Origin of the sequence: Leisingera sp. ANG-M6, assembly GCF_000813905.1 — a bacterium.
Taxonomy (GTDB): domain Bacteria; phylum Pseudomonadota; class Alphaproteobacteria; order Rhodobacterales; family Rhodobacteraceae; genus Leisingera.
This window is the reverse complement of record NZ_JWLG01000011.1, coordinates 154,775-166,927: the sequence shown is the minus strand read 5'-3', so window position 1 is coordinate 166,927 and position 12,153 is coordinate 154,775. Positions and strand designations below refer to the sequence as shown.

Sequence of the window (12,153 nt, the reverse complement as noted above, 5' to 3'; positions counted from 1 at the left end):
TCACTCTTGTAGCTCATGGCCATCTCCCTGCTGCCATCCGTTCCGGTTCACTCCCCGCGGCACTTGTTGAGTGCGAGGCAAGATATATTCCTATTACTCAATTTATTTTCCTGACCGTCAACACCCTCCTGCCAGGTTTTCAGTGCAAAAGCGGGCATTTTCCGCATTTCCGCCGCCGATAGGAAACAGGCGGTTTTTCACCCGGGGTGAAAACGGCGCATATGCGGCAGGCGCTGCCGCAAACAAAAAGGGCCCGGGCAGAACCCGGGCCGTGCAAAGTCCGGCCCGAAAGCCGGACAGGGGAATCAGTGCCTAGATGTCCAGCGTGTTGTCCTTCTCCCAGCGGGAGAAGTGATTGACGAAGGAGTTCCACTCCTGCTGCTTCATCTTCAGGTAGGCAGCAGAGAACTCCTCACCCATCATCGCCTTCAAACCGTCGTCCTTGTCGTAGAAGCGCAGAGCATCCAGCATGTTCAGCGGCAGTTTCGGCGCATCGGTGATCTTGTGGCCCTCGGCATACATGTCGATGTCGTGGCGCGGGCCGGGATCGGCCTTGGAGCGGACGCCGGAAAGGCCCGCCGCAATGATCACCGCCTGCAGCAGGTAGGGGTTCACCGCCCCGTCCGGCAGGCGCAGCTCAAACCGGCCGGGGCCGGGGACGCGCACCATGTGGGTGCGGTTGTTGCCGGTCCAGGTCACGGTGTTCGGCGCCCAGGTGGCCCCGGACATCGTGCGCGGCGCGTTGATGCGCTTGTAGGAGTTCACCGTCGGGTTGGTGATCGCCGCCAGGGCGGAGGCGTGTTTCATAATACCGCCCAGGAACCAGCCGCCCTGCTCCGACAGGCCCAATTCGGCAATCTGGCCTGTGCCCTTTTCACCCGCAAAGACGTTGACCCGGGAATCTTTGCCCGGCGCATCCCAGACCGAGATATGGGCGTGGCAGCCGTTGCCGGTGAGACCTTCGACGGGTTTCGGCATGAAGGTGGCACGGAAGCCGTGTTTCTCTGCCACAGATTTTGCCATGAACTTGAAGAAGCTGTGCTTGTCAGCGGTCGCCAGAGCGTCGTCGAAGTCCCAGTTCATCTCCCATTGGCCATTGGCATCCTCGTGGTCGTTCTGATACGCCCCCCAGCCAAGTTCCAGCATGTAGTCGCAGATCTCGCGGATCACGTCATAGCGGCGCATCATCGCCTGCTGGTCGTAACAGGGTTTTTCTGCAGTATCGTGAGGATCGGAAATCTGCTCGCCGTCCGGAGTAAGCAGGAAGAACTCGGCCTCGATGCCGGTCTTCACATGCAGCCCTTCGTCCGCAGCTTCCTTGATCAGGCGGCGCAGCACGTTGCGCGGCGCCTGGGCCACGTCTTCGCCCTCCATGACGCAGTCAGCCGCCACCCAGGCGACCTCCGGCTTCCACGGCAGCTGGATCACCGAGGACGGATCCGGCACCGCCAGCATGTCCGGGTGCGCCGGAGTGAGGTCAAGCCAGGTGGCAAAACCGGCAAAGCCGGCCCCGTCTTCCTGCATATCCGCAATCGCCTGCGCCGGCACCAGTTTGGCGCGCTGGCCACCGAACAAGTCGGTGAAGGAGATCATGAAGTATTTGACGCCTTTTTCTTTTGCGAAAGCAGCCAGATCTGTGGTCATGGTCCTACTTCCTTTCCCTGTTGAACGTATTTCGGAAATGGGGCGCGAACCGTTGCCGGCCGCGCCCCGCCAATCGTCAGAACCCTGCTTTGCCCGGGTACCAGTCGGTGCCGGCCAGCGGCACCCGCGCCATCGCGGCGGCCTCCATGGTCAGGGCGCACAGATCCTCGGGCTCGAGGTTATGCAGGTGGTTGTGGCCGCAGGCGCGGGCAATGGTCTGGGCCTCCAGCGTCATCACCTTGAGGTAGTTGCGCAGGCGGCGGCCCGCATCAACCGGGTCCAGGCGCTTCATCAGTTCCGCGTCCTGGGTGGTGATGCCGGCCGGGTCCTTGCCCTCGTGCCAGTCGTCATAGGCGCCAGTGGTGGTGCCCAGCTTCTGGTACTCGCTTTCCCATTTCGGATCGTTGTCACCCAGCGCGATCAGTGCGGCGGTGCCGATGGCGACCGCGTCGGCGCCCAACGCCATCGCCTTGGCCACATCAGCGCCGGTGCGAATGCCGCCGGAGACCACCAGCTGAACCTCGCGGTGCACGCCCAGGTCCTGCAGCGCCTGCACGGCAGGGCGGATACAGGCGAGCGTCGGCAGGCCGACATGTTCGATGAACACGTCCTGGGTGGCAGCGGTGCCGCCCTGCATGCCGTCCAGCACCACAACGTCAGCACCGGCCTTCACCGCCAGCGCAGTGTCGTAATAGGGGCGTGTGCCACCGACCTTGATGTAGATCGGCACCTGCCAGTCGGTGATCTCGCGCAGCTCCAGGATCTTGATCTCCAGATCGTCCGGGCCGGTCCAGTCCGGGTGGCGGCAGGCGGAACGCTGGTCGATGCCTTTCGGCAGAGTGCGCATTTCCGCAACCCGGTCAGAGATCTTCTGCCCCAGCAGCATACCGCCGCCGCCCGGCTTGGCGCCTTGGCCGACCACAACTTCAATCGCGTCGGCCTTGCGCAGGTCGTCCGGGTTCATGCCGTAGCGGGACGGCAGATACTGGTAGACCAGCTTGGTCGAATGACCGCGCTCTTCCGGGGTCATGCCGCCGTCGCCTGTGGTGGTCGAGGTGCCCGCAGCCGATGCGCCGCGGCCCAGGGCCTCCTTCGCCGGACCCGACAGCGCGCCAAAGCTCATGCCGGCGATGGTGATCGGGATATCCAGCTCAATCGGCTTCTTGGCGAAGCGGGTGCCCAGCGTCACCTTGGTCTCGCATTTCTCGCGGTAGCCCTCCAGCGGGTAGCGCGAGATCGAGGCGCCAAGGAACAGCAGGTCGTCGAAATGCGGCACCTTCCGCTTGGCGCCGCCGCCGCGGATGTCATAGATCCCGGTGGCCGAGGCGCGGCGTATTTCCGCGTTGATGGGGTTGGAGAAGGTCGCCGACTGGATCGGGACCGTACGGGGGATGTTATTGCTATCCATGTCTTTTGATCCCTGTCCTTAGTACGCTTGCGCGTTGTCGACGTCGAAGTTGTAGAGCTTGCGGGCGGAGCCGTAGCGCTTGAACTCTTCCGGCTTGGCGTCGGCGCCTGCACGGGCCAGCAGATCCTTCAGGATCTCGATGTGCTCGGGGCGCATTTCCTTTTCGATGCAGTCCGCACCCAGGCTCTTGACCGAGCCGCGCACAAAGAAACGCGCCTCGTAGCAGCTGTCGCCCAGCGCATCGCCGGCATCGCCCAGCACCACCAAGTTGCCGGCCTGCCCCATGAAGGCGCACATATGACCGATGTTGCCGTGCACAACGATGTCGATGCCCTTCATTGAGATACCGCAGCGTGACGAGGCATTACCCTTGATCACCAGGAGGCCGCCGTGGCCGGTGGCCCCGGCATACTGGCTGGCGTCACCCTCGACGATCACGGTGCCGGACATCATGTTTTCCGCCACACCGGGCCCGACCGAACCCTCGACCCGGACCGTCGCCTGCTGGTTCATGCCGGCGCAGTAGTACCCGGTGGAGCCCTTGACGGTCACCTCGACAGGCGAGTTCAGACCAACGGCAATCGCATGGCTGCCCTTGGGGTTGACGATTTCCCAGGCAGTCTTGTTGGAGCTGCCGTTCAGTTCCTGCAGGGCCGAGTTCAGACCGCGCAGGCCATTTGCTTCAAGATCATATGTCTGCATCTTAGTGGTTCCAGAAGTAAACGGTTGCGGGTTCAGGCTCCCAGACGCGGGCGTCTTCGATGCCCGGCAGGTTCACCAGCGCGCGGTATTCGGAACCGAAGGCCACATACTGGTCGGTCTCTGCCATCACGGCCGGCTTGCAGGCGATCGGGTCGCGGACCACGCCAAAACCGTCCTTGGTGCCGACGACAAAGTTGAAGAAACCGTCCAGGTCCTCCAGCGTGCCCTCCAGCGCTTCGCCAAGGGTGGCGCCGTGCTGCATCTTCCAGGTCAGGTAAGCCGCACCCACTTCGGTGTCGTTCTGGCTTTCGATCCGCACACCGTCGCGCTGCAGCTTGCGGCGCAGGGAGTTGTGGTTCGACAGTGAGCCGTTGTGCACCAGGCACTGGTCCGAGCCGGTGGAGAACGGGTGTGCGCCCTCAGTGGTCACGGCGGATTCGGTGGCCATACGAGTGTGGCCGATACCGTGGGTACCGCTCATGCCGCGCACGTTGAAACGCTCGGCAACCTTCTCGGGCAGACCCACTTCCTTGTAGATCTCGATGGTGTCGCCCGCGCTCATGACACGCATGCCGGGGCGCAGCTCAGCCAGCGCAGCGCGGGCCTCCTCGCTCTTGCCCGCGGGCACATCCAGCACCGCGTGGGTATCGATGACCCGGATCGACACATCGGTGCTCAGCGCCTCGGCCAGCGCCCCGTCCAGCCCGTCAAAGGCCTCGTCAGGTGCGTCCGACTGAACGGTCAGCTTGGTACGCCCGCCCGCCTCGGATCCGTAGATTGCAATGCCCGCACTGTCGGGACCGCGGTCCGTCATGGTGATGAGCATATCGGTGAGCATATCGCCCAGTTTTGGCTCTAGTGATTTGTCTTTCAGAAAAAGACCGACAATCCCGCACATGGGTGCGCCTCCTGCTTTTCATCTCGAATCAACGCTAGCAGTTTGCGTTCACTCATTCAACTCTTATGAAACTTATTTTCCTTAGAAGGAAGAAAGGCGCGCCGTCCTGGCGCGCCTTTGCAGGTCTCCACATCAGTATTTTTCGAGCAGAGCGCTTATTTTCTCCTTGTCTCCCATCTCTTTAGCCTTATCGAGATGGGCGCCTTCGCGGACAAACTGGATCCTGTGCCAGCCGATCCAGAAGATTACCCCCAGAACAACCATCAGGCCTTCTGATCCCTGGAACGGATAGACCGCTCCAACCTCTGCCAGGTCCACCGCCCAGCTGTCATAACCGATCGTAGACATTCCAGTTCTCCTTATTCAGCTGGGACAGTGCCGCCATTCAGCGCAGCCTTGTCAGCAGCGATGATTTCGGCTTTGGCATCTTCGTAGGCATGGTGTTCAGCGTAATCGAGACCTTGCAGTTCGACCTCCAGCGGGATCCGCAGCACGCCGGCCGCGGCCTGCATCTTGGAGATCACAAAGGCAGGCAGGAAACCGAGCACGAAGAACATGATCACCGCGCCGATGGTCTGACCAACCGGGTTGACGGTGGCATAGCCTTCATACGGCGAGCTCGGCGCGCCCCACAGCAGGAAGCCTGCGATGATCAGGCCCACGATGCCGGAATAACCGTGCACCGCAACCGCACCGACCGCATCGTCGATTTTGAAAGTACGCTCGACCCAGTAGTGCAGCTTGTAAACAATGACGACACCAACCGCGCCGACCAGCATCGCCTGGATCGGGTGGTACAGGTCGTTGCCCGCAGAGGCGGTGATGATGCCCGCCAGACCGCCAGAGAAGGTCCAGAATGCATCGCCCTTGGACACCACATAGGCTGCCATCAGGCCGCCGGACAGCGACATCAGGAAGTTGAAGGTGATTGCGGACAGCGAGGTCGGCGCCAGGTAGATATTGGTGGCTGTCCAGGTCTCGCCAGTCAGCAGGCCGCCAATGCCCTCAGGCGAGATCGCCGGGATGTTGCAGGCTGCGTAAAAACCCCAGAAACCCGAATAGATCAGGAAGATCCCGATGGTCAGCATCCAGGGGTTATGCGGCGGGATGTCCCGCGGAGTGCCATCGGCGGCAAACTTGCCCAGACGCGGGCCAAGCACCATAATGACACCCAGCGCATAACCGCCGGCAATCGCGTGGATCACGCCGGAGGCATAGGCATCATGGTAGCCCAGGTACTTCACCATCCAGCCCTCGGCGTGCCAGCCCCAGGCCGCGTCGATGATCCAGAACACCGAACCGATCATGACGGCATGCACCCACAGAGCGGAAGAGCGGATCCGCTCAATGACCGCACCGGACACGATCGAGGCCGCGGTCCAGGAGAACAGCAGGAACGCTGCCCAGAACACACCGGTGATCCGGTCCGACAGGTTGGTGCCCATGTTTTCCGACCACGGCAGGTTCGCAGCCCCCGCATCATGATTCAGCCCGCCGAAGAACGGGAAGTTCGGGAAGGACCAGTAGATCCACCAGCCGAAGAAAAAGAAGGTCACCGTGACCAGCGGAATGATCATGATGTTCTTCATCAGTGTATGCATGTGGTTGCGGTGACGGCTGGCGCCGACCTCATACATGCAGAACCCCACGTGAATGAGGAACATGAAGACAACGGTCACCCAGTAATAGAACTCGGTGAACACCGTCGTTAACGCGTTCAGATTTCCATCCAATGTTTTGCCCTCCTGTTGGCAGTATCCCGGGCTTTTTGCCTCTTGGGAAAATTATTTTCCTATATTATTGGGTCTCAGGGGGGCGAGCTGTCAATAATCATGTGAAAAATTGTTACCTTTGGGGAAATCATTGCAACCAAGAAACGGCACTTACCACTCCCGATGCGACCCCTAAGCCTTGGACTTTCAAGGGCTAAACATCTGCCGCAGCGCAACAGTTTCAGGCAGGAGACCGCGGAAGGAAGGGCCATCCAATCCAAGGGCGCATCGTCAATTTGCGACGGAATCACGCGAATCTCCGGCACAGCCGCACAGCGATTCTCACTCTCAGCGGGCCGCCAAAGGCCCGCCGCAACCCCAAGCCGAAGACCAAAAAGACCGTTTCAGGCCAATTCATGCCGCAAACACGTTCAAAAACCGCCTTTTAAGAGAAATCTTTTTCCTGTTAGGAATAATCGTTGACATGAACCCTCCTCCCTTGGCTAACTGGACCGGACCAAAGGAACCAAATCAAGAGTTTTGGTCCGCACCAATAGGGAGACGCAAAAAATGGCCATCATCTGGCGGACTTCAGCACTGGCCCAGCGCCACAAGGAAATCGGCGGCGAGCTGGAAGATTGGAATGGCATGGGAACCGCCTGGTTCTATGACCACACCCCCGAGCGCGCCAAGGCCGACTATGAGGCGGTCCGCACCAAGGCGGGCCTCATGGACGTGTCCGGCCTCAAGAAAGTCCACGTCGTGGGCGAGCACGCTGCCCAGGTCATCGACCGGGTCACCACCCGCAACGTCGAAAAGATCATGCCGGGCCGCTCCACCTATGCCTCGATCCTGAATGAACAGGGCAAGTTCGTGGATGACTGCATCATCTACCGCCTGTCGGTGAACAGCTGGATGGTGGTCCACGGCACCGGCACCGGAATGGAACAGCTCAGCAGCGTTGCCGCCGGCAAGAATTGCTCGGTTGTGTTCGACGACAACCTGCACGACATGTCTCTGCAAGGCCCTGTCGCCGTGGACTTTCTGGCCGAATATGTGCCCGGCATCCGCGATCTGGCTTATTTCGGCATCATCCAGACCAAGCTCTTCGGCTGCCCGGTGATGATCTCGCGCACCGGCTATACCGGCGAGCGCGGCTATGAGATCTTCTGCCAGGCCAAAGACGCGGTGCACCTCTGGGACAGCATCCTGGACAAGGGCGCGGGGCTAGGCATCGTTCCGGTGCAATTCTCCACCCTCGACCTGCTGCGCACCGAAAGCTACCTTCTGTTCTACCCAGGCGACAACTCTGAGACCTACCCGTTCGACGATGAGCCCTGCGGCGATACGCTGTGGGAACTGGGCCTCGAGTTCACCGTTTCCCCGGGCAAGACCGGCTTTATCGGTGCCGAAAACCACTATGCCGCCGAAGGCAAGGAACGCTTCAAGATCTACGGCGTCATGCTGGAGGGCAAGACTCCCGCGGACGAAGGCGCGGATCTCTTGCAGAACGGCGAGAAGGTCGGCGTGGTCACCTACGGCATGTACTCCGAGGTGAACAACCACAACGTGGGCATCGCCCGGATGCCGGTCGCCTGCGCCAAGCCGGGCACCAAGCTGACCGTCCGCAACGGCGACGGCACAGAGATTGCCGCCACCGCCGAAGAGATGCCCTTCTACGACAAGGACAAATCGATCCGCACCGCAAAGGGCTGATCCGGATCCCGGGCGTCCCCGTTCGGGGGCGCCCGCTTTCGTTCACCCGGACTGCAGGAAAAGCGACCCACATGTCTAAGACCGAATTCCCCCCTTCCATCACCAGCCGCCCGGTTTACGGCGAGCTTGAGGCCCGCTCCGGCAGCGGCCACCTGATGATCGCCGACGCCGAAGGCGCCGAGGCGATCCTGGATCTGGCCAATTCCGCAGACGCGGACTTCTGGGCCAAGGCCCATATCATCTACATCCCCAAGAAGACCGGCACCAAATACAGCAGCCAGCTGGAGGCACTGGGGGCCGGCAAATATTACGCAGGCCCGTCTTACGAAGCCGCACAGAGCCGCATCCGCCGCGCCTTGCAGGACTGCCACATGGGCACGCAGGTCTACCTCTCAGGCACCGAAAGCCTGATGGGCCAGGCCATGGCCGAGGCCACAGCCGCTGGCATTCCGCACACCGCCATCCAGACTGAACACCGCGGCTCCACCGCGCGGCGCATGCAATGCGTGCACTGCAAGGGCATCACCGAGGACGTCACCACCGACCCGTTCGAATGCAGTCACTGCGGCCTCAGCCTGTTCGTGCGCGATCACTATTCGCGCCGCCTCGCCGCCTTTCAGGGTGTGCGGGTGGATGCCGAGGATCCGGGCAACATCCCCGAGAAAGTGGAGCTGTTCAAATGAGTGCTGGCACCGCAAAACTGAATGTCACCGTGGCCGAGGTCAAACCGATCAACGACCTGGTCACCCGTTTCAAATTCGTCCGCACCGGCGGCGGCGACCTGCCCACCTTCTCGGGCGGCGCGCATACCGTGGTCGAGATGCAGGACGGCGATATCACCCGCCTGAACGCCTACTCGCTGATGTCCAACCCGGCCGACCGCGGCGCCTATACAATTTCTGTGCGCCGCGACGACCAGGGCCGCGGCGGCTCCAAATTCATGCATTCCCAGGTGAAAGAGGGCATGGAGATGGTGATCTCCAACCCCGTCAACCTGTTCTCGCTGGACCTGCGGGCCAAGAAGCACCTGATGCTGGCCGGCGGCATCGGCATCACCCCCTTCATGGCGCAGATGCATCAGCTGTCGATGATGGGCGGCAATTTCGAACTGCACTATTCGGTCCGCACAGCCTCGCTCGGCACCTATGCCAACGAACTGTCCGAGCGCTACCCGGGCAAGGTGCACATCTACCATGACGACCAGAAAGAGGCGATCGACCTCAAGACCCTGCTCGCCAACCAGCCGCTCGGCACCCATGTCTACGTCTGCGGCCCCAAGGGCATGATCAACTGGGTGCATTCCACCGCAGAGGACATGGGCTGGCCGCGTGAGGCGGTGCATTCCGAGGAATTCCTGGCGCCTGCATCGGGCAAACCTTTTGAGGTGAAATGCGCGGTGTCGAACAAGATCGTTCAGGTCGGCGAACATCAGTCCTTGCTGGAGGCGCTGGAAGCGGCCGGCATCGATGCGCCTTACCTCTGCCGCGGCGGCGCCTGCGGGCAGTGCGAAACCAATGTCATCGGCTACGACGGCAAGTTTCTGCACTACGACCACTGGCTGACCGACGAGCAAAAAGCCGGCGGCAAACACATCATGCCCTGCGTGTCGCGCTTTGAAGGCAAGACACTGGTTCTGGACCGCTGAGGGAGAGAAAGATGACTATCCAATTCAACGACGAAACCTTCCACGGCGACTTCACCTTTAAGAACTCGGACTGGGCGATCAAGCGCTTCCCCTTCCCGTTCCACGAAGACAGCTACATGTACTCCGTGAACATGGAGCCGCATAAATCCTATCGGCCCGGCTCGGTGTTTGAACGCACCTTCGACGTGGACGAGCATTATGTCTCCGAAATGAAGGACCGCGCCCGGGTGCTGGCAAACGACCCGCTGCGCTGCCAGTCGCTGCCGCATATGACTCTTGCGGGCTGGGATCTGGTCGAGCTGATCATGGAAGCCAAGGCAGCCGAATACCCGGACCTGTTTGAGCTGCACAAGGACGGCAACCGCTGGCGCTGGATCAACAAGCCGCTGGGCATCGACGACACCTTCACCTTCCTCGATGAAAGCACATTGCCCTACGGCCCAATGGAATACATTACCCGCCAGACCCAGGGTGACTTTGCGGTCCTCGACCAGCGCGACGACAACCTGTGGATGGATGCCGGCATGGTCACCACCCAGGCCGACTGGTCGCTGGATTTCGATATCGGCATGAACTTCTTTGAATGGCACGCGCCGGTGCCGAAGGCGCATGAGATGGGCATCTTCGTGCGGGCGCTGAAGTTCCTGCTGAACATCCAGCAGGGCCAGCCCGCCCGCCGCCTGAACTGGACCATGACCGTCAACCCGTTGCTCGACACCAGCCCCGAGAACTACCACAAATGGGGCGTGATGAAGCAGGGGCTGACGATGGAGAACATCGGCGAGAAACAGCACTTGCGGGTCGAGCTGCAGACCTTCTTCCGCCTGCCGCGCTCCAACGCGCTGGTGTTCCCGATCCGCTGCTACCTGATCAGCTTCAACGATCTGGTAACAGTGCCGAAATGGGCGCGCCGCCTGCACAGGGTGATCCGCGACCTGCCGGACGAGCTGGCAACCTACAAGGGCTTCATCGACAACCGCCCGCTGATGGTGGAATGGCTCTCGCAGTTTGATGACGGCACCCCGACCTCGGACGGCATCTGGCCCGACGACGACTGATCCCGAGCGGACTTGCGGGCCGTCCCTACCCCTGTCACTTAGGCCCGCTTCACTGACTGCCGTTGCCTCTGGCTCCGGCAGTTTCTTTTTTTCGGCCGACGCGCTCCCGCCCCCGCATCCAGCTGCAGGCTGCACCTGCGCCCCGCACGGCGTTGGGCCGGGCAGCACGCGCTGCGGGCGGCGTCCAGCAAGGCCACTGCAGAACGCATAGGCGCCGCGCATTACGCGGCGCCAGACCCAACGGTGAGGGGCATCTTCTGATGCCGCGGAACCAGCGGGAGTGCCGCCGGTGCGCGTCAGCTCGATTGCGGGTAGGAAATGATCGACAGGTAACGGGCCGGCAGCTTGACCAACTGCTCCGGCCCGTGCGGCGCATCCGCATCAAAGAACAGCGTATCGCCCGGCTTCAGCGGGAACACCTTGTCGCCATGCCGGTAGTCCACCTCGCCTTCCAGCATATAAAGCATCTCCACACCGTCATGCTGGAAGGTCGGAAACACATCCGACTCCTCGGTCAGAGTGATCATGTAAGGCTCCACCATCACACCGGATGCATTGGCACCCAGATGCCCCAGCAGCTGGTACTGATGCCCGGCCCGTGTGCCCGCGCGCTCGGTCTCCGCGCCTTCACCGGACTTGGTATGCACCGCCTCGCGGCTTTCCTCAAACCGCCGGAAAAACGACGTGATCGGCACGCTCAGCGCATTGGCCAGAAGCTGCAAAGTGGTAAGCGAAGGCGAGGTGTTGCCGTTCTCGATCTTCGACAGCATCCCGATTGACAGCCCGGTCAGATTGGCCAGATCCGCCACTGTGATCCCTTGCTGCCGCCGGAACGACCGCACCTCGCGGCCAATCGCCACTTCCAGAACTTTTTCTGCACCATCACGGACCCGGTGCGGGTCTTGGGAAAGGTTATTTGCCACTGCGTCACTATCATCTTTGAGTTTAGCCACTGTGTTATCTTCCTTATGGATGGCCTCTGACAAGCGCGCAGCAGCCGATATGTAAAAACTTTCCCAAACGCAAGGAATGCTGCGAAAATTATTTTACTGCCATTACTCATTTTTCCCAACCCCTTACCGCCACAGGAAAGAAATTTGTTGCCGCGGCGCTGCGCCCGCCTACCGAAGGGCGGCATCCGGCGTGACCTGAAAATCAAGCCGGCAGGGACACAGGGCCACCGCCGCCAGAAGACAGGCCCGGTTCGCGCTTGCGGCCTCCAGACCAAAAAGGCACCAATTTTGCGGCCCTCCAGACAGTGACTTCGCTCTGCGACCTAAAAATGGCAGAAAAACAGATAGATAGCGCCGCCCGTCTAAACCTGTGAAAACACCACAACACAGAACCAATTCGCAGAGCTGTCCTTGCTG

At 61.2% G+C, this 12,153-nt stretch carries 12 protein-coding genes; 5 read left to right on the top strand and 7 right to left on the bottom strand.

From position 1 onward, the window contains the following. Positions 1-182: hypothetical protein (locus RA24_RS22645; protein WP_206540043.1), on the top strand; the 182-nt coding region annotated here is incomplete at its 5' end. A 130-nt stretch (positions 183-312) separates the two neighbouring features. Here the strand turns inward: RA24_RS22645 and glnT are convergent. From glnT to RA24_RS09110, 6 genes are all read right to left on the bottom strand, one after another. Further along, positions 313-1,644, bottom strand: coding sequence for a type III glutamate--ammonia ligase (glnT, locus tag RA24_RS09135; RefSeq protein ID WP_039191119.1), 1,332 nt, complete (start codon positions 1,642-1,644; stop codon positions 313-315). Positions 1,645-1,720: 76 nt separating this feature from the next. Next, the gene (locus RA24_RS09130; protein ID WP_019294521.1) at positions 1,721-3,052 is read right to left on the bottom strand and encodes an FMN-binding glutamate synthase family protein; all 1,332 of its coding nucleotides are present in this window, start codon (positions 3,050-3,052) and stop codon (positions 1,721-1,723) included. A gap of 18 nt (positions 3,053-3,070) precedes the next feature. Further along, positions 3,071-3,754: a GltB/FmdC/FwdC-like GXGXG domain-containing protein gene (locus RA24_RS09125; RefSeq protein WP_019294522.1), complete on the bottom strand. Its 684-nt coding sequence runs from the start codon at positions 3,752-3,754 to the stop codon at positions 3,071-3,073. Between the two features lies 1 nt (position 3,755). Further along, positions 3,756-4,652 (bottom strand): class II glutamine amidotransferase, encoded by an 897-nt coding sequence (locus tag RA24_RS09120; RefSeq protein ID WP_019294523.1) that lies wholly within the window; start codon positions 4,650-4,652, stop codon positions 3,756-3,758. 132 nt (positions 4,653-4,784) lie between these two features. Next, entirely contained in the window at positions 4,785-5,000 is a 216-nt protein-coding gene (locus RA24_RS09115; protein WP_019294524.1) for a hypothetical protein, read from the bottom strand. Between the two features lie 11 nt (positions 5,001-5,011). Continuing rightward, positions 5,012-6,385 (bottom strand): ammonium transporter, encoded by a 1,374-nt coding sequence (locus RA24_RS09110; protein WP_029204636.1) that lies wholly within the window; start codon positions 6,383-6,385, stop codon positions 5,012-5,014. 549 nt (positions 6,386-6,934) lie between these two features. On the opposite strand from RA24_RS09110, the gene RA24_RS09105 reads away from it, so the two are divergent. The 4 genes from RA24_RS09105 to RA24_RS09090 all read left to right on the top strand — a co-directional run bounded on the left by RA24_RS09105 (position 6,935) and on the right by RA24_RS09090 (position 10,783). Next, complete coding sequence (locus tag RA24_RS09105) at positions 6,935-8,080, top strand: aminomethyltransferase family protein (protein ID WP_039191117.1); 1,146 nt, start codon at positions 6,935-6,937, stop codon at positions 8,078-8,080. 71 nt (positions 8,081-8,151) lie between these two features. Further along, entirely contained in the window at positions 8,152-8,763 is a 612-nt protein-coding gene (locus RA24_RS09100; RefSeq protein WP_019294527.1) for a dimethylamine monooxygenase subunit DmmA family protein, read from the top strand. Further along, positions 8,760-9,725 carry a PDR/VanB family oxidoreductase gene (locus RA24_RS09095; protein WP_039191115.1) on the top strand — a complete coding sequence of 322 codons (966 nt, stop codon included), beginning with the start codon at positions 8,760-8,762 and terminating at the stop codon, positions 9,723-9,725. Before RA24_RS09100 ends, RA24_RS09095 begins: the two co-directional genes overlap by 4 nt. A gap of 11 nt (positions 9,726-9,736) precedes the next feature. After that, positions 9,737-10,783, top strand: a complete 1,047-nt coding sequence (locus RA24_RS09090; protein WP_039191113.1) for a heme-dependent oxidative N-demethylase family protein — start codon at positions 9,737-9,739, stop codon at positions 10,781-10,783. A gap of 296 nt (positions 10,784-11,079) precedes the next feature. On the opposite strand, the gene RA24_RS09085 is transcribed toward RA24_RS09090, so the two are convergent. Continuing rightward, positions 11,080-11,736, bottom strand: a complete 657-nt coding sequence (locus RA24_RS09085) for a helix-turn-helix domain-containing protein (protein ID WP_052254252.1) — start codon at positions 11,734-11,736, stop codon at positions 11,080-11,082. Between the last annotated feature and the right edge of the window lie 417 nt (positions 11,737-12,153).

Coding starts and splice junctions, on each gene's coding strand:
- RA24_RS09095 (WP_039191115.1), top strand. CDS start 8,760: ATGAGTGCTGGCACCGCAAAACTGAATGTCACCGTGGCCGAGGTCAAA.
- RA24_RS09105 (WP_039191117.1), top strand. CDS start 6,935: ATGGCCATCATCTGGCGGACTTCAGCACTGGCCCAGCGCCACAAGGAA.
- RA24_RS09120 (WP_019294523.1), bottom strand. CDS start 4,652: ATGTGCGGGATTGTCGGTCTTTTTCTGAAAGACAAATCACTAGAGCCA.
- RA24_RS09100 (WP_019294527.1), top strand. CDS start 8,152: ATGTCTAAGACCGAATTCCCCCCTTCCATCACCAGCCGCCCGGTTTAC.
- RA24_RS09115 (WP_019294524.1), bottom strand. CDS start 5,000: ATGTCTACGATCGGTTATGACAGCTGGGCGGTGGACCTGGCAGAGGTT.
- glnT (WP_039191119.1), bottom strand. CDS start 1,644: ATGACCACAGATCTGGCTGCTTTCGCAAAAGAAAAAGGCGTCAAATAC.
- RA24_RS09090 (WP_039191113.1), top strand. CDS start 9,737: ATGACTATCCAATTCAACGACGAAACCTTCCACGGCGACTTCACCTTT.
- RA24_RS09125 (WP_019294522.1), bottom strand. CDS start 3,754: ATGCAGACATATGATCTTGAAGCAAATGGCCTGCGCGGTCTGAACTCG.
- RA24_RS09130 (WP_019294521.1), bottom strand. CDS start 3,052: ATGGATAGCAATAACATCCCCCGTACGGTCCCGATCCAGTCGGCGACC.